Origin of the sequence: Massilia yuzhufengensis (assembly GCF_900112225.1) — a bacterium.
In the GTDB taxonomy this organism is placed as follows: domain Bacteria; phylum Pseudomonadota; class Gammaproteobacteria; order Burkholderiales; family Burkholderiaceae_D; genus Telluria; species Telluria yuzhufengensis.
In genome coordinates, this window is the sequence record NZ_FOLD01000039.1 from 1 (window position 1) to 19,106 (window position 19,106).

The 19,106-nt window shown below is 66.4% G+C and carries 18 protein-coding genes; 10 read left to right on the forward strand and 8 right to left on the reverse strand.

What is annotated here, in order from left to right:
• Nucleotides 1-303: 303 nt before the first annotated feature.
• Together BM031_RS22330 and BM031_RS22335 are read right to left on the reverse strand one after the other, a co-directional pair.
• Nucleotides 304-1,863 carry a phospholipase D family protein gene (locus tag BM031_RS22330; RefSeq protein ID WP_091876751.1) on the reverse strand — a complete coding sequence of 520 codons (1,560 nt, stop codon included), beginning with the start codon at nucleotides 1,861-1,863 and terminating at the stop codon, nucleotides 304-306.
• 1 nt (nucleotide 1,864) lies between these two features.
• Nucleotides 1,865-2,644 carry an enoyl-CoA hydratase gene (locus tag BM031_RS22335; protein WP_091876752.1) on the reverse strand — a complete coding sequence of 260 codons (780 nt, stop codon included), beginning with the start codon at nucleotides 2,642-2,644 and terminating at the stop codon, nucleotides 1,865-1,867.
• Nucleotides 2,645-2,690: 46 nt separating this feature from the next.
• Between BM031_RS22335 and BM031_RS22340 the strand changes: the two genes are divergently transcribed.
• Nucleotides 2,691-4,022: an MFS transporter gene (locus BM031_RS22340; protein ID WP_229409148.1), complete on the forward strand. Its 1,332-nt coding sequence runs from the start codon at nucleotides 2,691-2,693 to the stop codon at nucleotides 4,020-4,022.
• Here the strand turns inward: BM031_RS22340 and mltA are convergent, their stop codons facing one another.
• Nucleotides 4,023-5,243: a murein transglycosylase A gene (mltA, locus tag BM031_RS22345; protein WP_091876753.1), complete on the reverse strand. Its 1,221-nt coding sequence runs from the start codon at nucleotides 5,241-5,243 to the stop codon at nucleotides 4,023-4,025.
• A gap of 12 nt (nucleotides 5,244-5,255) precedes the next feature.
• Here mltA and BM031_RS26270 point away from each other — a divergent pair, with 12 nt between their 5' ends.
• Entirely contained in the window at nucleotides 5,256-5,387 is a 132-nt protein-coding gene (locus BM031_RS26270; protein ID WP_267873334.1) for a hypothetical protein, read from the forward strand.
• Between the two features lies 1 nt (nucleotide 5,388).
• Here BM031_RS26270 and apaG read toward each other — a convergent pair whose 3' ends face one another.
• The gene (gene apaG, locus BM031_RS22350) at nucleotides 5,389-5,763 is read right to left on the reverse strand and encodes a Co2+/Mg2+ efflux facilitator ApaG/CorD (RefSeq protein ID WP_091876754.1); all 375 of its coding nucleotides are present in this window, start codon (nucleotides 5,761-5,763) and stop codon (nucleotides 5,389-5,391) included.
• A 168-nt stretch (nucleotides 5,764-5,931) separates the two neighbouring features.
• Here apaG and rpe point away from each other — a divergent pair, with 168 nt between their 5' ends.
• The 8 genes from rpe (at nucleotide 5,932) to BM031_RS22395 (ending at nucleotide 13,020) form a co-directional block, all read left to right on the forward strand.
• The gene (gene rpe / locus BM031_RS22355) at nucleotides 5,932-6,603 is read left to right on the forward strand and encodes a ribulose-phosphate 3-epimerase (protein WP_091876755.1); all 672 of its coding nucleotides are present in this window, start codon (nucleotides 5,932-5,934) and stop codon (nucleotides 6,601-6,603) included.
• On the forward strand, nucleotides 6,603-7,301 hold the full coding sequence (locus BM031_RS22360) for a phosphoglycolate phosphatase (RefSeq protein WP_091876756.1): 699 nt from the start codon (nucleotides 6,603-6,605) through the stop codon (nucleotides 7,299-7,301). The genes rpe and BM031_RS22360 overlap by 1 nt, the downstream gene beginning before the upstream one ends.
• A gap of 189 nt (nucleotides 7,302-7,490) precedes the next feature.
• Nucleotides 7,491-8,987, forward strand: coding sequence for an anthranilate synthase component I (trpE, locus tag BM031_RS22365; protein ID WP_091876757.1), 1,497 nt, complete (start codon nucleotides 7,491-7,493; stop codon nucleotides 8,985-8,987).
• Nucleotide 8,988: 1 nt separating this feature from the next.
• On the forward strand, nucleotides 8,989-9,552 hold the full coding sequence (locus BM031_RS22370) for an anthranilate synthase component II (RefSeq protein WP_091876758.1): 564 nt from the start codon (nucleotides 8,989-8,991) through the stop codon (nucleotides 9,550-9,552).
• A gap of 219 nt (nucleotides 9,553-9,771) precedes the next feature.
• Nucleotides 9,772-10,809, forward strand: a complete 1,038-nt coding sequence (trpD, locus tag BM031_RS22375; protein ID WP_091876759.1) for an anthranilate phosphoribosyltransferase — start codon at nucleotides 9,772-9,774, stop codon at nucleotides 10,807-10,809.
• 9 nt (nucleotides 10,810-10,818) lie between these two features.
• Nucleotides 10,819-11,454 carry a LysE family translocator gene (locus BM031_RS22380; RefSeq protein WP_091876760.1) on the forward strand — a complete coding sequence of 212 codons (636 nt, stop codon included), beginning with the start codon at nucleotides 10,819-10,821 and terminating at the stop codon, nucleotides 11,452-11,454.
• Between the two features lie 9 nt (nucleotides 11,455-11,463).
• Entirely contained in the window at nucleotides 11,464-12,264 is an 801-nt protein-coding gene (gene trpC, locus BM031_RS22385) for an indole-3-glycerol phosphate synthase TrpC (RefSeq protein WP_091876761.1), read from the forward strand.
• 273 nt (nucleotides 12,265-12,537) lie between these two features.
• Entirely contained in the window at nucleotides 12,538-13,020 is a 483-nt protein-coding gene (locus BM031_RS22395; protein WP_143084679.1) for a TonB C-terminal domain-containing protein, read from the forward strand.
• A gap of 13 nt (nucleotides 13,021-13,033) precedes the next feature.
• On the opposite strand, the gene BM031_RS22400 is transcribed toward BM031_RS22395, so the two are convergent.
• The 4 genes from BM031_RS22400 to BM031_RS22415 form a co-directional block, all read right to left on the reverse strand.
• Nucleotides 13,034-14,338, reverse strand: coding sequence for an amidohydrolase (locus BM031_RS22400; RefSeq protein ID WP_091876764.1), 1,305 nt, complete (start codon nucleotides 14,336-14,338; stop codon nucleotides 13,034-13,036).
• A 59-nt stretch (nucleotides 14,339-14,397) separates the two neighbouring features.
• The gene (locus BM031_RS22405) at nucleotides 14,398-16,218 is read right to left on the reverse strand and encodes a M61 family metallopeptidase (RefSeq protein WP_091876765.1); all 1,821 of its coding nucleotides are present in this window, start codon (nucleotides 16,216-16,218) and stop codon (nucleotides 14,398-14,400) included.
• 88 nt (nucleotides 16,219-16,306) lie between these two features.
• Entirely contained in the window at nucleotides 16,307-16,879 is a 573-nt protein-coding gene (locus tag BM031_RS22410) for a nucleotidyltransferase family protein (RefSeq protein ID WP_091876766.1), read from the reverse strand.
• Nucleotides 16,880-16,882: 3 nt separating this feature from the next.
• Nucleotides 16,883-19,099: a xanthine dehydrogenase family protein molybdopterin-binding subunit gene (locus tag BM031_RS22415; protein WP_091876767.1), complete on the reverse strand. Its 2,217-nt coding sequence runs from the start codon at nucleotides 19,097-19,099 to the stop codon at nucleotides 16,883-16,885.
• Between the last annotated feature and the right edge of the window lie 7 nt (nucleotides 19,100-19,106).

A 19,106-nucleotide genomic window follows, 5' to 3' on the forward strand; every position in this document is an offset into this window, starting at 1 on the left:
TGACCGAAGTCACTGGCACCTTCATCAAACGCCCACACTTATCGACTGTTGATTGTTAAAGAACGGTATTCGGTACTGCCTTGCTGTATCTGGCGAAGCGTTGTGTTCGTCAGCAGCAGAGAAGTGAGATTATGCAGTGTTTCGCTTAACTCGTCAACCCCTCGTTCGCTTCGTTGCAGATTTTCACTGCAGCCTTGTCTTCGTAAGCACTTGATTACGTTAACATTTTTCGGCCAAGACCGAAGCGGACGCGAACTATAGCAAACCGCAGTGCACTCGCGCAAGGCCCTCGGCTGTGAATTTTCACAACAGCCAGTCGATGGGCAGAAGGGACAGCACCCGCACGCCAGCGCGCTTCCATATCGTGGTGCCCGGCTCCTGCTCATGGCGCAGCAGCTTGCCGCCCGAACGCTCCAGCCAATAGAGCTTGCCTTCCTTGTCCAGGCGGACTTCGTAGGCAGTATCAGGCATGTCTTCACCCAAGGTGCGGTCGAGCTGGCCGGCCAGGGCCGGGCTGTCGATCACCAGGCCCATCTCGGTGTTCAGGTCGATTGAGCGCCGGTCCATGTTGAATGAGCCAATATAGACGCTGCGCCCGTCGACGCCGAAGGTCTTCGCATGCAGGCTCGATGCGGAGCTACCGAAACGCCCCTTCCCTGCCGCAGGCAATTCAGGCCCCCACCTGCGGCGCAGCTCGAACAGCGCTACCCCGGAGGCGGCCAGTTCGCGCCGCCATTTGGCATACCCTGCATGTACCGCTGCGACGTCGGTCGCTTCCAGCGAATTGGTGAGTATCCTCACCTTCACGCCGCGGCGGGCGAAGTCGCCCAGCGTTTCCACGGTATCCCGGGTCGGCACAAAATACGGGGAAACGATGTCGAGCTGGCGTTCCGGCTCTCCCAGCAGTTTGCGCAGGCCGACTGCCATCCTGGAGTCCGGATGGGCTTCACCCAACACCTTGCCTGGATCGTCGCTCACCAGGCGGGTGATACTCCATTCCAGCGGTAGCCGGCGCCTTGCCAACTGCTCGGCGAATGGCGAAGAACGGATGGCCTCCAGGTAGCGCTGCGCGCCCTCCTGCCGGCGCAGGCCGGCGGCGCGTTCCGCGAAGACGCCCGGGGCCTCCGCATCCTCCGGACTGACCAGTGCCGTGACCGGATAGGCCGATACGCTGTTCCAGTAGCGATCGAAGTCCTGCGACACCGCGCGCACCGCCGGCCCGACCGCCAGCACGTCGAGGTCGACGAACAGCATGTCGCCTGCTGCACCGAAGTATTCGTCGCCGATATTGCGGCCCCCGACGATCGTCGCCTGGTTGTCGGCCGTGAAGGATTTGTTGTGCATGCGGCGGTTGAGCCGGCTGAATTCGGTCAGGTAACCAAGCGCACGCCACCGGCGCATGCCGAAGGGATTGAACAGGCGCACCTCGACATTCGGTTCGCGGTCGAGGGCAGCGAGAACCGGGTCGAGGCCGGCGGTATTGTTATCGTCCAGCAGGAGACGGACCCGGACGCCGCGCGCCGCGGCACTGCGCAGCGCGTCCAGCATCAGCGTGCCGGTCAGGTCGTTGCGCCATATATAGTACTGGACGTCGAGACTACGCTGCGCATGGTGGGCGAGCAGCACGCGGGCCGCGAAGGCGTCGCGCCCGTCGATCAGCGGAAGCACCCCGGATCGCCCGGGATACGCGGCCGCCAGCGGGGCGATGGCCTGCCCCATCTGCGTGGCCTCGGTGCCGGCCAGCGCCACCGTAGCCGTGCGCTGGCCCAGCGGCGGCAGCGAGGTGCAGCCAAAGGCGGCGACGGCGACGGCCACGAGCACCGCCGCTCCCGCCACTCCCTGACGCAGCGCCGCCGCCCGCATCTTACATACCTTCGAAGTTCGGCTTGCGCTTCTCGAGGAAGGCCGACATGCCTTCTTTCTGGGCAGGCGTACCGAAGCCGGCGTGGAAGTAGCGGCGCTCGTAGCGCACGCCTTCGTTCAGCGGCACCTGGTAGGCCTGGTTGACGCAATCCTTGATCTGCATGGCGACCGACACCGGCATCTCGGCGATGCTTTGCGCGACCTTGATCGCCTCTTCCATCACGCTGTCGGCCGGATACACGCGCGACACCAGCCCGGTGCGCTCCGCTTCCGCCGCGTCGATCATGCGGGTGGTGAGCAGCATGTCCATCGCCTTCGACTTCGAGATCGCACGCGGCAGGCGCTGGGTGCCGCCAGCGCCAGGCGTCACGCCGACCTTGATCTCAGGCTGGCCGAATTTGGCGTTATCCGCGGCGATCAGGAAGTCGCACATCATCGCCAGTTCGCAGCCGCCGCCCAGGCAGTAGCCCGACACCACGCCGACCACGGGCTTGCGGATGTCCAGGATGTGTTCCCAATTGCGTCCAATGTAGTTGCCCGGGTAGGTGTCGGCCGTGTAGGTGTAGTTCGCCATGGCGGCGATATCCGCGCCTGCGGCAAAGGCCTTGTCGCTGCCGGTCAGGACGATGACGTTCACCCCTTTGTCGGCGTCGAAGCTGCGCAGCGCGTCGCCCAGTTCATTCATCATGTTGTCGTTGAGCGCGTTCATCGCCTTTGGACGGTTCAGGCGAATGACGACGACCTTGCCGTGGTTTTCGATCAGCAGATCTGCATATTCCATGTGAGTTCCCTTGTGAGGTTGGACGGATGGCGGGAATTGTAACGTCTTGCGCCCATCCGAACACAGGTATCATTATTCGATCAGCAATATTCTGCGCGAGAACACCATTCCTTCGTTCGGTAACAAGTGGCTCCAGCAGCGCATCCCCGCCGGCTCGGTGATGCGCGACCCCGATTTCCGCCGCTTCTGGTTCAGCAGCATCCTGGCCCAGTTCGGCGCCCAGGTCACCCAGCTGGCCCTGCCGATCTGCGCGGTGCTGTTCCTGCACGCGACCCCGGCGCAGATGGGCATCCTGGCCGCCTTCGAATCCCTTCCCTTCCTGCTGTTCGGCCTGCCCTCCGGCGTGCTGCTCGAGCGCAACCGGCGCCTGCCGATCCTCATGTGCAGCGATGCGATGGTGGCGACTGCCCTGGCGACGGTCCCGCTGGCATGGTGGTTCGATGCGCTGAACATGCCCTGGCTGTATGCAGTCGGCTTCGTGATCGGCGCCGGGCATGTGGTGGGCGGCAGCGCGGAACAGGTCTTCCTCACCTTCCTCGTCGGGCGCGACGGCCTGGTGGATGCCCAGGCGAAGTTCGCCGCGACCGAATCGGGCGCACGCGTGCTCGGCCCCGGCATGGCGGGCGGGCTGGTGCAGCTGCTGGGCGCGCCGGTGGCCATCCTGTGCAATGTGGCTGGCTTCGTGGTGTCGCTGCTGAACCTGCGCCGCATCCGCGCCCGCGAGCCGCAACCGCCGCCGTCCCACACCCACCCGCTGCGCGACATCCAGGAAGGCCTGGCCTTCGTGTGGAACCAGCCGCTGCTGCGCACCCTGGCCTGGGTGTCAGCCTGCTGGCACCTGCTGTTCTACGGCTTCACGGCCCTGCACGTCCTGTTCGCCACCCGCGTGCTGGGCATGACTGCCGGGACCATGGGGATGGCGAACATGCTGGGCGGGCTCGGTGTGCTGGCGGCGTCGCTGCTGGTCAAGCCGCTGTCGCGCCGTTTCGGCACCGGCGGCGGGATCCTCATCGGACTATGCGTGTCGGCGCTGGGGTTTGCGCTGGTGCCGGCCGTTCCACCCTCGCTGTTCGGCAGCGCCGGGTGGACCCTGGCGGCCTACGCGGTGGTGGTGTTCTGGATCGACTGCGGCGCGACGCTGTTCTTCGTGCCCTACATCGCCCTGCGCCAGCGCGTGACGCCCGACGCGGTGCTGGGGCGGATGGTGGCGACGATGCGCGCGCTTACCGTGGCGGCGGCGCCGCTCGGCGCCCTGCTGGCAGGCGCGCTGGGCGAAGGCTTGGGCGTGCGCGCGGGATTGGGCTGCATCGCCGCCGGCGCCGTGCTGCTGGCGGCGGGTGGCGTGTTCGGCACCCGCCTTCGTGAAGCCAAGGAGTAGTTACGGCGCCGGACGCGGCATCAACACCCAGATCGTGCCGCGCTGCTTCATCTTGCCCGCCCGGTCCATCGCGTCGGGCCCGAAACCATAGAAGAAGTCGGCCCGCACCGCGCCGCGGATCGCGCCGCCGGTGTCCTGCGCCATCATCAGGCGCTGCATCGGGACCTCGCTGCCGGCCTCCGTGGTGGCCAGGAACAGCGGCGCGCCCAGTGGCACGAAGGCCGGGTCGGTCGCCACCGAGCGGCCCGGGGTGAGCGGCACACCTTGCGCGCCCTTCGGGCCGAGCGAGGGATCGGGCAGCTTCTCTTCGCGGAAGAAGATATAGCTGGCGTTGGCGTTGAACAGCTCCTGGCGGCGCGTGGGGTTGGCGGCGATCCAGGCTCGGATGCCCTGCGCGGTGGCCTGTTCGGCCGTGAGTTCGCCCTGCTCGATCAGCCAGCGACCAATCGCTTTATACGGATGGCCGTTCTGGTCGGCATAGGCCACGCGCACGGTTTCGCCGGTATCGAGCTGCACCCGGCCCGAACCCTGCACCTCGAGGAAGAAGGCTTCCACCGCGTCGTTCACCCACAGCAGCTCCTTGCCCGCGAACGGTGCGCGCGCGATCTCGGCGCGGCTGCTGTACGGGACCACGGTCTTGCCCGACAGGCGCCCGCGCAGGCGCATGCCCTTCAGTTGCGGGTAGACGCTGCCCAGGTCCACCGTGAGCAGGTCGGGCGGTACGCGGTAGAGCGGGGTCTGGTAGGCACCGGCGCGCTTGCGCGAGCCGTACAGCATCGCCTCGTAGTAGCCGGTGATGAGGCCGGTGTCGGCCCCGTCGGCGCTGCGCATCAGATTCGGCACAAAATATGCCTCGAAGAAGCGGCGCACCGCTGCGCCATCTTGTGCGTCGATGCTGCGCGCCGCCGTGCAGGCGGCTTTCCAGTCGGCCTTGGTGATGAGCACCCGGCACGATTGCGTGAACGCCGGCCAGGCCTGGCGCAGGTCGTCCTGCTGCCAGCCCGGCAAGGCGCTGAAGGTGGTCGGGGTCATCAGCGGCGTGGGCGCCGGCGGCACCGGGGCCGCTGGCTGCTCGGGCACGTAGACCGGGCCGACCGGCGGCGGCATGCGCACCGGCTCGGCGGGCCTGGCCGCCGGGGCTTGTGGCGGCGTGGTCGAGCAGCCCGCCAAAAAGGCGACGAGGGCAAGCGAAGCGGTTACACTGCGGCGTGTCGAATGCATGGGAAACCGTATATGTGGATCTTGATGGTGGAAGCCGGCGTGGCCATGTTCCTGCTCGTGTTTATCGTCTGGTGGACCATGTTCGCCGGGCGCACGGACGCGCAGGATGACCCGGCGCACAAGGACGGCGACGACCAGCAGTAGATCAGTGCAGCGCGCCCGGCTGCGACAGGACGAACTCGGGAATCGGGACTTCGAAGCGGTGGCCGTCTTCGGCCACGCAGAAGTATTCGCCGTACATCGAGCCCTGCGCCGTGGCCGACTGGGTGCCGCTGGTGTATTCGAACTTCTCGCCCGGCTGCAGCAGCGGCTGGTGACCGACCACGCCCAGGCCGCGCACTTCCTGTACCTGGTTGGTGGCGTCGGTGATGACCCAGTGGCGCGAGATCAGCTGGGCGGCGACGGTGCCGGTGTTCTGGATCGTGATGGTGTAGCTGAACACGTACTGGTCCCGGTCCGGGTCGGACTGCTCCGCCTGGTACTGGGTCCGGACGGTGACAGCGAATTGATAGGCGGGCATCTGCATTCCTTGCGTGATCGACAACATTGACCGGCGCGGCGGCCGGCGCGCCATGTGTGGCGCAAATGGCAATCATACCGCGCAGCGCCGGTTCGCGCCGTCCGCTGGCTGCGCCTGCGCCCCTCCTCGGCGTAAAATAGCGGCTTCCTTGACCAGCATGGCCATCACATGACCACCTACCGCATCGCTCCCAGCATCCTGTCCGCCGATTTCGCCCGCCTGGGCGAGGAAGTGCGCAATGTCGTCGCCGCCGGCGCCGACATCATCCACTTCGACGTCATGGACAACCACTACGTCCCGAACCTGACCATCGGCCCGCTGGTGTGCCAGGCGATCCGCCCGCACGTGCAGGTGCCGATCGACGTACACCTGATGGTCAAGCCGGTCGACCGCATCATCCCCGATTTCGCCAAGGCCGGCGCCAACATCATCACCTTCCATCCGGAAGCCTCGGACCACATCGACCGCACCCTGCAGCTGATCCGCGACCACGGCTGCAAGGCCGGCCTGGTGTTCAACCCGCACACGCCGATGCACTACCTCGAACACGTGATGGACAAGATCGACATGATCCTCATCATGTCGGTCAACCCGGGCTTCGGCGGCCAGTCCTTCATCCCGCAGGCACTGAAGAAGATCGCGATCGCGCGCCGCATGATCGACGAATCGGGCCGCGACATCATGCTGGAAGTCGATGGCGGCATCAAGGCCGACAACATCGCCGCGGCAGCTGCTGCAGGCGCCGACACCTTCGTCGCCGGTTCGGCCATCTTCGGCAAACCGGACTACAAGGGCGTGATCGACGAGATGCGCGCCCAGCTGGCGACGGTCGGCAAGTAATGCGGGCCGGCGCAGCGGCCATCCGGGCCGCCATCATCGACCTGGACGGCACCATGCTCGACACGGTGCCCGACTTCGAGGCGGCCCTGAACGGCATGCGCGCCGACCTGGGATTGAAGCCCATCACGCAGGCGACCATCAAGCCGCTGGTGGGCAAGGGCTCGGAAAAGCTGGTGCGCGACGCGCTGCTGCTCGATTGGGACGCGGCGCGCGTGGACGCGGCGTTTGACGACGCACTGGCCGGCTACCAGCGCCACTACCTCGCCATCAACGGCGACCGCGCCACGCTGTTCGACGGCGTGCTCGAAGGTCTGGCCGCCATGAAGGCGCAGGGCTTGCGCCTGGCCTGCGTGACCAACAAGCCTGTTGCGTTTACTACACCGCTACTCGTCCAGAAGGGACTGGCGCCGTGGTTCGAGCTGGTTTATGGCGGTGATTCGTTCATGAAAAAGAAGCCGGACCCGATGCCGCTGCTGGCCGTGTGCAGCGCCTTCGACTTGGCCCCAATCAGCGTGGTGGCGATCGGCGACTCGTCCAACGATGCCGAAGCGGCGCGCGCCGCGGGCTGTTATGTGCTCACCGTGCCATATGGTTATAACCACGGACGGCCTATACAAGAAATTAATTCCGATGGTATAGTAAGTTCGCTGCTCGAAGCAGCGCAGCTGATCGCTGAACACAATCGCACCTCGACCTAACTTACATAACCATGTTTTTCACCAAAAAACACACTGTCAACCAGACCGGCGCCCTTGAGGCCTGGCTGTGGCGACGCTGGCAATCCTGGGCTAACTGACCCGCGTTGATTGCTGCCGGACGCCTTCGTCCTGCAGGTTTTTTGAACTGAACCACCGCCCTTCCCACATCCTGGGCGGACTGGAGAAAACATGACCGAACTCGAATTCAAGTCGCTGGCCAACCAGGGCTACAACCGCATCCCCTTGATCGCGGAAGCCTTCGCCGACCTGGAAACCCCGCTCACGCTCTACCTCAAGCTGGCCCAGTCCCAAAGCGCCGGCAAGAACACCTTCCTGCTCGAATCGGTGGTGGGCGGCGAGCGCTTCGGGCGCTACTCCTTCATCGGCCTGCCGGCATCGACCCTGGTGCGCAGCAGCGGCACCAGCACCGAAGTGGTGAAGCACGGCGAGGTCATTGAAACCCACGAGGGCAACCCGCTCGAATTCATCGAAGCCTACCAGTCGCGCTTCCGGGTCGCCCTGCGTCCCGGCCTGCCGCGCTTCTGCGGCGGCCTGGCCGGCTACTTCGGCTACGACACCGTGCGCCACATCGAGCACAAGCTGGCCCATAGCTGCCCGCCGGACGAACTCGGCCTGCCGGACATCCAGCTCATGCTCACCGAAGAACTGGCGGTGATCGACAACCTGTCGGGCAAGCTCTACCTCATCGTGTATGCCGACCCAGGCCAGCCCGAAGCCTTCGCGAAGGGCCGCCAGCGCCTGAAAGACCTGCGCGTGATGCTGCGCCGGAGCGTCGATGCGCCGGTGACCTCGAGCTCGGTGCGCACCGAGGCGGTGCGCCAGTTCAGCAAGGACGACTATTTGAAAGCGGTGGCGAAGGCCCACGACTACGTGATGGCCGGCGACCTGATGCAGGTACAGATCGGCCAGCGCATCCGCATGCCCTATGTCGATTCGCCGCTGTCGCTGTACCGCTCGCTGCGTTCGCTGAACCCGTCGCCCTACATGTACTACTACAACTTCGGCGACATGCAGATCGTCGGCGCCTCGCCGGAAATCCTGGTGCGCAACGAAACCTTGCCCGAAGGCGGCAAGAAAGTCACGCTGCGCCCGATCGCCGGCACCCGCCCGCGCGGCAATACGCCGGAACGCGATACCGAGCTGGCGGCCGAGCTGCTGTCCGACCCCAAGGAAATCGCCGAGCACGTGATGCTGATCGACCTGGCGCGCAACGACATCGGCCGCATCGCCGACACCGGCAGCGTGAAAGTCACCGACCGCCTGGTCATCGAAAAATATTCGCACGTGCAGCACATCGTCTCGAACGTGGAAGGCAAGCTGAAAGACGGCCTGTCGAACCTGGACGTGCTGCGCGCCACCTTCCCTGCCGGGACGCTCACTGGTGCGCCGAAAGTGCGCGCGATGGAAGTGATCGATGAACTCGAACCGGTCAAGCGCGGCATCTATGGCGGCGCCTGCGGCTACCTGTCCTTTGGCGGCGAGATGGACGTGGCGATCGCGATCCGCACCGGCGTGATCAAGGACGGCAACCTCTACGTGCAGGCCGCGGCCGGCATCGTGGCCGATTCGATCCCCGAGATGGAATGGCAGGAAACCGAAAACAAGGCACGCGCCGTGCTGCGCGCCGCCGAACAGGTGCAAGACGGCCTGGATGGGGAGTTCTGACATGCTGCTGATGATCGACAACTACGACTCGTTCACCTACAACATCGTCCAGTACCTGGGCGAGCTGGGCGAAGACGTGCACACGGTGCGCAACGACGAAATCACACTGGACGAGATCGCAGCGCTGGCGCCGGAGCGCATCTGCATCTCGCCCGGACCGAAGTCGCCCAAGGATGCCGGCATCTCGCTCGACATCCTGCGCGAATTCAAGGGCAAGCTGCCGATCCTGGGCGTGTGCCTGGGTCACCAGGCGATCGGCGAAGCGTTTGGCGGCAAGGTCATCCGCGCCAAGCAGGTCATGCACGGCAAGACCTCGCTGATCGCGCATACCGGCGAAGGCGTGTTCAAGGGCTTGCCGAGCCCATTTACCGTAATCCGCTACCACTCGCTGGCAATCGAGCGCTCGTCGCTGCCGTCCTGCCTGGAAGTGACGGCGTGGACCGACGACGGCGAGATCATGGGCGTGCGCCACAAGGAATACGACATCGAAGGGGTGCAGTTCCATCCCGAGTCGATCCTGTCGGAGCATGGGCATGCGTTGTTCAAGAATTTTCTCGCGCGCTGAGATTCATCCCCGCCTGCGTACACCGCTATCCTGAAGACCGTCGTTCCCGCGAAGGCGGGAACCCAATTTTGTGTGAACACCGGCCAGGTTCGACTCTGACGGTATGCAACGAACTTGGATTCCCGCCTGCGCGGGAATGACGGTGCAGGGGGGTGCGGGGCGAGGGACGCGTCAGCGACAAGCAAGCGACAAGCAAACTATCACCATACTGGACCCGCCATGCCGATCACCCCACAAGAAGCCCTGCTGCGCTGTATCGAACACCGCGAGATCTTCCACGACGAGATGCTGCACCTGTTCCGCCAGATCATGTCGGGCGAGATGTCGCCCACCATGGTGGCGGCGCTCACCATGGGCCTGCGCGTGAAGAAGGAAACCATCGGCGAGATCACCGCCGCCGCCCAGGTCATGCGTGAATTCTCGACCAAGGTGCCGATGGCCGACACCACCAAGCTGCTCGACATCGTCGGCACCGGCGGCGACGGCGCCCATACCTTCAACATCTCCAGCGCGGCGATGTTCGTGGCCGCCGCCGCCGGGGCGCGCGTGGCCAAGCATGGCGGGCGCAGCGTGTCGTCCTCCAGCGGCAGCGCCGACCTGATCGAAGCGCTGGGCGCGACCATCGACCTGAAGCCCGAGCAGATCGCGCAATCCATCGCGCAGACCGGCATCGGCTTCATGTTCGCCCCCAACCACCACGCGGCCATGAAGCACGTGGCGCCGGTGCGGCGCGAGCTGGGCGTGCGCAGCATCTTCAATATCCTGGGGCCGCTCACCAACCCGGCCGGCGCACCCAACATCCTGATGGGAGTATTCCACCCCGACCTGGTCGGCATCCAGGTGCGCGTGCTGCAGCGCCTCGGCGCCCAGCACGCGATGGTGGTCTGGGGCCGCGACAACATGGACGAAGTCTCGCTCGGCGCCGGCACCCTGGTGGGTGAACTGGTGAACGGCGAGATCCGCGAATACGAGATCCACCCGGAAGACTACGGCATGGCGATGATCTCGAGCCGCAACCTGAAAGTGGCCAATACCGCCGAATCGAAGCTGCGCGTGATCGAAGCGCTGCGCGGCGATCCCGGCCCCGCCACCGACATCGTCGCGCTCAACGCCGGCACCGCGCTGTATGCCGCCGGGGTATGTGCCTCTATCGAGGAAGGCCTGGCGACAGCGCGCGCCACGATCGCCTCCGGCGCGGCCCTGGCCAAGCTGGAACAATTCGTCAACGTCACGCGCCAGCTGGGCGCCAGCGCGTAAGGGACGAGCATGTTCGGCATCCACGACCTGCCCCTGTTTGTGATTTCCGGACTGCTCCTGAACATCATGCCGGGGCCCGATTCGCTGCTGGTCATGACGCGCAGCGCGACCCAGGGCTGGCGCGCCGGCGTGGCCGCGACGCTGGGCATCTGCACCGGCACGCTGGTGCATATCCTTGCCGCCGCCGTGGGATTGTCGGCGCTGCTGGCGACGTCGGCAACCGCCTTCACGGTGGTCAAACTGGTGGGCGCGGCGTATATCCTGTGGATGGCGGTGGGCCTGCTACGCAGCCGCAAGGCAGATGGTGCGCAAGCCGCCATGGAACTACCCGCCCTGCCCTACCGGAAAATCTTCGCGCAGGGCTTCCTGACCAATGTACTCAATCCGAAGGTCGCACTGTTCTTCCTGGCGTTCGTCCCGCAATTCATCAGCATCGACGCACCGAACAAGGCGATGGCCTTCATCGTCCTGGGGTGCATTTTCAACTTCAACGGCATGCTGTGGTCCGGCGCCCTGGCCGTTGCCACGGCCAAGGCAAGCGAGCGCATCAAGCTCAACCCGAGCTTTTCGCTGTGGCTCAAGCGCGCCACCGGCGGCCTGTTCGTCTGGCTCGGCGTGAAGCTCGCACTGTCCAAGCAACACTAACGAATTCCTATGTCCGATATCCTGAACAAGATCCTGGCCGTCAAGGCCGACGAAGTGGCCGCGGCCAAGAAGCACCGCGACCTGGCCAGCCTGCGCCGCGAAGTGGAAAGCGACACCGAATCGCGCCGCGCAATCCGCGGTTTCGAGGCCAGCCTGCGCAGCAAGATCGCAGCCGGTCACGCCGGCATCATCGCGGAAGTGAAGAAAGCCTCGCCCTCGAAAGGCGTGCTGCGGCCGGATTTCCAGCCGGCGGCGATCGCGCAAAGCTACGCCGAGCATGGCGCGGCCTGCCTGTCGGTGCTGACCGACGTGCAGTTCTTCCAGGGGTCCGTCGACTACCTGCGCCAGGCCAGGGCCGCCTGCGCGCTGCCGGTGATCCGCAAGGACTTCATGGTCGACATGTACCAGGTGTACGAGGCGCGCGCAATGGGGGCGGACGCGATCCTCTTGATCGTGTCGGCGCTGGACCATGGCCTGATGGCGGAACTGGAAGCCTGCGCGCAGGAGCTGGGCATGGACGTGCTGGTGGAAGTGCACGACGGTGAGGAGCTGACGGCGGCGCTCAAGCTCAAAACGCCGCTGCTGGGGATTAACAACCGCAACCTGCGTACCTTCGAGGTGTCGCTCGAGAACACGCTGGCGCTGCTGCCGCGCATCCCGAAGGATAGGCTGGTGGTGACGGAATCGGGCATTCTCGGGACGGCGGATGTGAAGCGGATGCGGGAGGCGGAGGTGCATGCGTTTCTCGTGGGGGAGGCGTTCATGCGTGCTCCAGATCCGGGGGTGGAGTTGCAGCGCTTGTTTGGCTAGATTCAGGTTTACTGGATGCTAGACGAACTTGGGTTCCCGCCTTCGCGGGAAGTCGTAGGCGCCAGTGGCGCGTACGACGTACTGAAGGATGTAGCACATAGATATTTTTCGACACGCGCACTAAAAACCGTCGTTCCGGCGCAGGCCGGAACCCAAGTTCCCCGCCGAAGCCACACCATCACCCCCACCGCAAACCAGCGGAACTCCCGATGAACCGCCGAGTCCAAGTTGAACGCCCCCGAGGCGTCAACCTCCGACGCGCGATCATCCACCATGAACACTTCCCTCCGCAGCAAAGTCACACCCGCCATCGTGCTGGCAGTCCTGTGCGGATGCGCCGCCCGGCCTGAAGTCCCGGTCGAAGAACGCAGCACCATCACCGTCGACCCTATCCCCACGGCAGCCCCGGCCCCGCCGCCGTCGCTCACGCTCGACGCCTACAAGGCCAGCGTCGCGCGCCACATCGTCGACCGCAATGCCGCCCACACCTTCAGCGGCCGCCTGCCGCCCATGCTGCCGGCGATCGTGGTGGTGAACATCACGGTGGACAGGGACGGCCAGCTTACAGACGTACGGGTGCAGCGCTCGCGCGACCCGGATGCGTCGAAGGTGGCGCTGGCCTCGATGCAGCGCAGCGGCCCCCTGCCGCGCCCGGAGGGACTGCTTGCGAACAATAGCGCCATGACCTTCTCGGAAACCTTCCTGTTCAACGGCAACTACCGCTTCCAGCTGCGCACCCTGGCCGGGCCGCAGTAGGAAGGGAGCTTGCCTAGCGCCGCAGGACGTTGAGCACAGCCAGGCTCATCGCCTGCGCGGCCGTCTTGATCGACGGTTCCGGCACGGGTGCGTAGAACGGGGAGTGGTTGAAGGCGATCGGCTTGCCGCCGGCGCGCTCGGCTTCCGCAAGCGCTTTCGGGTCGTACACGCCGGTAAAGAAGAACATCGACGGCACGCCTTCGTTGACGAACATCGAGAAGTCTTCGCTGGCCGTCATCGCCGGCATGCGCTGGGCGTTGGCGGCGCCGAAGGCGTCCTTGAACACCGCTTCGGTTTTCGCCACCAGCGCTTCGCTGTTGACGATGGCCGCGCCGCCACTGATGAGCTGCACGTCCGGCGCCGGCGCGCCGGCCATCGCGGCCGATGCATTGGCCACCCGGCGCACGCCGTCGAGCAGCTTGGCGCGCACCGCCGGGTTGTAGGAACGGATGGTACCGCGCACCTGCACGCTGTCGGGAATGATATTGCCCACCGTGCCGCCCTGGATCGCGCCAATGGTGACCACGCCGAATTCCTTCGGGTCCTTCTCGCGGCTGACGACCGTCTGCACGTCCACCACGAAGCGGGCGGCGATGGTGATCGGGTCGAGCGATTTGTCCGGCGCGGAGCCGTGGCCGCCGCGGCCCTTGAAGACGATCTCGATGGCGTCCGAGTTGGACGATACCGGGCCGGAGTTGAAGCCCACCGTGCCATGCGCCAGCGGCCAGGAATGCAGCGCGAAGGCGTAGTCGGGTTTGGGGAAGCGCTTGAACAGGCCGTCGTCCAGCATCGCCTTGGCGCCGGCCACAATTTCTTCGGCCGGCTGGGCGATGAACACCAGGGTGCCCTTCCACTGCGATTTGAGTTCCACCAGGGTGCGCGCGGCGCCCAGCCAGCTGGCCATGTGGACGTCGTGGCCGCAACTGTGGGTGACGAAACTCTCGCGGCCGTCGCTCACCGTACGGGCGCGGCTGGCATAGGGCAAGCCGGTCTTTTCTTCCATCGGCAGGCCGTCCATCTCGGTGCGCACCAATACCGTCGGGCCGGCGCCGTTTTTCAGGACGGCGACGATGCCGGTCTTGCCGACCTTTTCGGTGACCTCGAAACCGAGCTTGCGCATTTCAGCGGCCAGCTTGCCGGCGGTGCGCACTTCCTGGAAGGCGATTTCGGGGTGGGCGTGCAGGTCCTTGTAGACCGTGTCGAGCCAGGGGTACATGCCGTTGACGCGGATGGTCACGTCGCTTTTCAGCGGACCCGGGAGTTGAGCGGAGGCAGGCAGGGACAGCGAGAGGACGGCGGCGATCAGGGCGGTTTTCAATGGGGCCTCGGTGCGGATGCGGGTTGAACGCGCGGACGGCGGAGCCGTCCACCCTACGGTCAGATGCTGCTGGGGCGCTTGAGGGCCGACGACTTCTTGCCGGCCACGGCCTGCGACAGGGTGACCGCCGGCATGCGGTCGCCCTGCAGCGTGACCTCGAACTGCATCAGTTCATCGCGGCGGAAGGCGTGCACGGTGACTTTGTCGCCGACCCGGTAGCGCGCCAGCAGCGTGTCGACGTTCGGCGGGTTGCCGATGGCGCGCAGGCCGTCGATGGCAATCACGACATCGTGCGCCGACAGGCCGGCGCGGTGGGCGGCGCCGCCTTCGTGCACTTGCGTGAGCTTGGCGCCCAGCGGGTCGCGGCCGATGCCGGCGTCGAGCGAAGGCTTGCCGGCCTTGCGCTCGTCGACCAGCTTCACGCCGAAAGGCGCATACAGCTTGGCCAGCGGCAGGTCTTCGGTGCCGCGGACCCAGCGTTCGAACTGGGAGCGCAGGCGGGTGCCGCCGACTTCATCGAAGATCGCCTCGACCTCCGCTTCCGTCACGCCGCGCCCGGCGCCACTGTAGAAGTCGCGGCCGAAGCGTTCCCACAGCGTGCGCATCACGTCGTCGAGCGAGCGGGCGCCGCCGGTCTTGGCGCGGATGGTCAGGTCGAAGGCCAGGCCGATCAGCGAGCCCTTGGTGTAGTAACTAATGATCGCGTTGGGCGAATTCTCGTCCTGGCGGTAGTACTTGCTCCAGGCGTCGAAGCTCGACTCGGCCACGCTCTGCTTGGTGCGCCCGCTGCCGCGCAACACGCCGCCCACGGTCTTGGACAGCAGCTTGAGGTAAGTCGCTTCGCCGATGATCCCGGCGCGCACCAGCATCAGGTCGTCGTAGTAGCTGGTGAAGCCTTCGAACAGCCAGAGCAGCGGCGTATAGTTCTCGACCTGCAGGTCGTAGGGCGCGAACACCGCCGGCTTGATGCGCTTGACGTTCCAGGTGTGGAAGTACTCGTGGCTGCACAGGCCCAGGAAGCGCAGGTAGCCTTCGCCGGGTTCGGCGCTCTTGGGCGTGGCCAGGCTCGGCAGGTCGGCGCGGGCGCAGATCAGGGCGGTCGAGGCGCGGTGCTCGAGGCCGCCGTAGCCGTCGCCCACCGCCATCGTCATGAACACATAGCGCTCCATCGGCGCGCGCTTGCCTTGCGGGTCGAAGAAGGCGATCTGCGCTTCGCAGATGGCTTTCAGGTCGGCGCACAGGCGCGGCATGTCGATGTTGGGCACGCGGCCCGTGATGACGATGTCGTGCGCGACGCCGTGGGCCTTGAAGCTGGCCAGCTCGAAGTCGCCCATCTCGACCGGATGGTCGATCAGTTCGTCGTAGTCCGGTGCGACGTAGGTGCCGAAGCCGTAGCGTTTCGCGCCCAGCTCCTTCATGGCGGTGGCCACGCGCCAGGACTTGGCCGCCGGGTCGGCGGGGCGCTGGATGTCGACCTGGTGCGGCTGGGCTTCCTGCCCCGCCACGCGCAGGAACACGCTGGTGCCGTTGAAGAAGCCGTGGGTCTGGTCGAGGTGGGCGGCGCGCACCGACAGGTCCCAGGCGTACACCTCGTAGTGCACCGTGAGCGGGCCGGCGGTGCGCGCGGCGCGCCAGGTGTGCTTGTCCAGTTTCGCCAGCGCCACCTCGTTGGCGCCGCTCTCGGCGCGGATGCGCACGATGTTGCGGGCGAACTCGCGGATCATGTAGCTGCCCGGGATCCAGGCCGGCAGGGCGAAGACCTGGCCTTCCGGATCCGGCGCCGCCACGGTCACGGTGACGTTGAACAGGTGGCCGGCCAGGTCTTTCGGGACGATGGTGTAGAGGATGGCGGGCTGCGTTTTCTGGGAAGGTTTTTTCATGATGTTGGTCGCGCGGGCCGCTGTTGTTCTCGTTGTGCCCTTAGTGTAATCGGATTCGATGACGACTGGGAATTTTGACATGCATACGTCATGCGGGAAGATCGGAAGCCAGGTCGATGTCGCGCAGGATGCCGGGGTCGTCCACCAGTACCTCGGTCACGGGGTGTTCGCGGAGCAGCCGGCGCGCCCCCTGGTCGCCGCCCAGCGCCAGCAGCCCGTCGAGATGGCGGCTGCCAAAGGCCACGGGATTGCCGCGCTGCCCGCCATGCAGCGGCACGGCGATGCCGGCCCCGCCCAGTACCGCGTCGCGCAGCGCCGCCAGCGTCGCGTCCCGCACGAAGGGCATGTCGCCCAGCGCCACCAGCCAGCCGTCGGCCGGCAACGCATGGCGCACCGCGTGCACCAGCGACGCGCCCATGCCGGTGTCGGCCGCCATACACATGGTGACTTCGCAGCCGAGCGCGCGCAGGATATCCGCCACGCCGCCATCGTCCGGCGGCACCACCGCGACGACGCGGCCGGTACAGGCAAGCAGGCGGCGCGCGCTGGCGGCGACGACAAGCTCGCCACCCGGGAGCCGCTGGAGCAGCTTATTGCGCACGCCCTCAGGATCGAAGCGCCGGCCGCGGCCGGCGGCAAGCAGGATGCCGGCCAGGCCCATCGCTCAGGCGGAGGCCAGGTCGAAGGGCAGCTTGCGCAGGCGCTTGCCGGTAATGCGGAACACGGCGTTGGCGAAGGCCGGCGCCAGCGGCGGCAGGCCCGGCTCGCCGATGCCAGTCGGCGGATCGCTGGACGGCGCGATGTGCACGGCCACCTGCGGCATGTCGGTCATGCGCGCCACCGTGTAGTCGCCGAAGTTCTGCTGCTCGACCACGCCATCCTTGAGCGTGATCGCGGCGCCAGGCAGGGTCATGCCCAGCCCCATCAGCGCCGCGCCCTGGATCTGTGCCTCGATGCTGAGCGGGTTGACCGCCAGGTTGCAGTGCACGCCGGCGGTGACCTTGTGCAGCTTGGGCATGCCGTCCTTGACCGAGGCCTCGACGACGTAGGCGACCACGGTGCCAAACGACTCGTGCACGGCCACGCCCCAGGCGCGGCCCTTCGGCAGGGCCTTCTTGCCGTAGCCCGACTTGGCCACCGCCAGGTCGAGCGCCGCCAGGTGGCGCGTGTGCTTCGGGTCGATCAGCTTCTTGCGGTAGGCCACCGGATCCTGGCCCGCCAGGTGGGCCGCCTCGTCGATCAGGGTCTCCATCACAAAGGCCGTGTGGGTCGAGCCCACCGAGCGCCACCACAACACCGGCACGTTGGCCTTGGCGATGTGGGCGCTCAGGTTCAGCGGCACGTCATACGGCGCGCCCATGCCTTCGACCATGGTGGCGTCGACGCCGTTCTTGATCATGAAGCCTTCGAAGGGCGTGCCGGCGGCGATCGACTGGCCGACGATCACATGGTCCCAGCTGACGATATCGCCCTTCGCTGCCAGCTTCAGGTCGGCGCGGTGCACGTGCGACGGCCGGTAGTAGCCGCCCTTGATGTCGTCTTCGCGGCTCCACACCATCTTGACCGGGCCGCTGTGCCCCGCCGCCTTGTATGCCTTGGCGATGTTCACCGCCTCGACCACGAAGTCCGAGGTCGGCACCGCGCGGCGCCCGAAACCGCCGCCCGCCATCAGTGTATGCAGGGTCACCTGGGTGGGTTTCAGGCCGGCCGCCGCGGCTGCCGCGGCCTGGTCGCCGGTCTGGAACTGCGAGCCGACCCACAGCGTGCAATGGTCGTCCTTGAGCTCGACCGTGCAGTTGATCGGTTCCATCGGTGCGTGGGCGAGGTAGGGGAATTCATAGACCGCCGAGATTGTCTTCGTCGCCGTGCCCGCAAGTGGCGCCTCGCTCTTGCGCGCCAGCGCGCCGGGGGTCTTCGACAGCGCGGTGAATTCCGCCAGCTGCGCGTCGCTGCTCAGTTTACCCAGGCCCTCGGTGTTCCATTCGATGTCGAGCAGCTCGCGGGCCTGTTTCGCCGGCCAGTAGCCGTCGGCGATCACGGCCACGCCACGTCCGCCGCGGTCGACCGGCACTTCCAGCACCGCGATCACGCCACGCACCGCCTTCGCCTTGGCCGCATCGAACTTCGCCACCTTGGCGCCGAAGACGGGCGGGTGTGCGACCACGGCGACGGCCAGCTTGCCGCCTTCCGGCTTGAAGTCCAGGCCGAACTGCTGGCGGCCGCTGGACTTGGCGCGCGCGTCGAGCCGCTTGACCGGCTTGCCGATATAGCGGAACTGCTTCGGGTCTTTCAGCACGACGCTGGCCGGCGCCGGCATCTTCATCGCGGCCTCGGCCAGCGCGCCAAAGCTGGCCTGTTGCCCCGCCGGCCCGAGCACCATGCCGCGCGCGGTACTGCACTGGTCCGGACGGACGTTCCACTGGCCGGCGGCAGCCGCCACCAGCATGCTGCGGGCGCGCGCGCCGACTTCGCGGTACTGGGTGAACGAATGGGCGATGGTGCCCGAGCCGCCGGTGATCTGCATGCCGAAGGCAGGGTCCTTGTAGACGTCGGCGGCCGGCGCCAGCTCGGCGCGCATCTGCGACCAGTCGGCGTCCAGTTCTTCGGCCAGCACCATCGGCAAGGCGGTGTGCACGCCCTGGCCGAATTCGAGGCGGTTGACGACGACGGTGACGGTATTGTCCGGCGCCACGCGCAGGAAGGCGTTGGGCGCCTCAACCGGCTTGGGTGACGCGGCCTGCGCCAGGCGACCGCCGGCAGGCAGGAAGAAGCCCAGCACCAGGCCACCGGTCGCGCCGGCGCCGGCCTTGAGGAAACCACGGCGCGAGGCCATGCCGGTGGCGGCAGCAGCTGCCGCGCCATTGAACCATTCTGTGCGCATGTCGGCT

Excerpts from the sequence above, each read along its gene's own strand:
- BM031_RS22330 (WP_091876751.1), bottom strand. The coding sequence starts at position 1,863 with ATGCGGGCGGCGGCGCTGCGTCAGGGAGTGGCGGGAGCGGCGGTGCTC.
- BM031_RS22335 (WP_091876752.1), bottom strand. The coding sequence starts at position 2,644 with ATGGAATATGCAGATCTGCTGATCGAAAACCACGGCAAGGTCGTCGTC.
- mltA (WP_091876753.1), bottom strand. The coding sequence starts at position 5,243 with ATGCATTCGACACGCCGCAGTGTAACCGCTTCGCTTGCCCTCGTCGCC.
- BM031_RS26270 (WP_267873334.1), top strand. The coding sequence starts at position 5,256 with ATGTGGATCTTGATGGTGGAAGCCGGCGTGGCCATGTTCCTGCTCGTG.
- apaG (WP_091876754.1), bottom strand. The coding sequence starts at position 5,763 with ATGCCCGCCTATCAATTCGCTGTCACCGTCCGGACCCAGTACCAGGCG.
- rpe (WP_091876755.1), top strand. The coding sequence starts at position 5,932 with ATGACCACCTACCGCATCGCTCCCAGCATCCTGTCCGCCGATTTCGCC.
- BM031_RS22360 (WP_091876756.1), top strand. The coding sequence starts at position 6,603 with ATGCGGGCCGGCGCAGCGGCCATCCGGGCCGCCATCATCGACCTGGAC.
- trpE (WP_091876757.1), top strand. The coding sequence starts at position 7,491 with ATGACCGAACTCGAATTCAAGTCGCTGGCCAACCAGGGCTACAACCGC.
- BM031_RS22370 (WP_091876758.1), top strand. The coding sequence starts at position 8,989 with ATGCTGCTGATGATCGACAACTACGACTCGTTCACCTACAACATCGTC.
- trpD (WP_091876759.1), top strand. The coding sequence starts at position 9,772 with ATGCCGATCACCCCACAAGAAGCCCTGCTGCGCTGTATCGAACACCGC.
- BM031_RS22380 (WP_091876760.1), top strand. The coding sequence starts at position 10,819 with ATGTTCGGCATCCACGACCTGCCCCTGTTTGTGATTTCCGGACTGCTC.
- trpC (WP_091876761.1), top strand. The coding sequence starts at position 11,464 with ATGTCCGATATCCTGAACAAGATCCTGGCCGTCAAGGCCGACGAAGTG.
- BM031_RS22395 (WP_143084679.1), top strand. The coding sequence starts at position 12,538 with ATGAACACTTCCCTCCGCAGCAAAGTCACACCCGCCATCGTGCTGGCA.
- BM031_RS22405 (WP_091876765.1), bottom strand. The coding sequence starts at position 16,218 with ATGAAAAAACCTTCCCAGAAAACGCAGCCCGCCATCCTCTACACCATC.
- BM031_RS22410 (WP_091876766.1), bottom strand. The coding sequence starts at position 16,879 with ATGGGCCTGGCCGGCATCCTGCTTGCCGCCGGCCGCGGCCGGCGCTTC.
- BM031_RS22415 (WP_091876767.1), bottom strand. The coding sequence starts at position 19,099 with ATGCGCACAGAATGGTTCAATGGCGCGGCAGCTGCTGCCGCCACCGGC.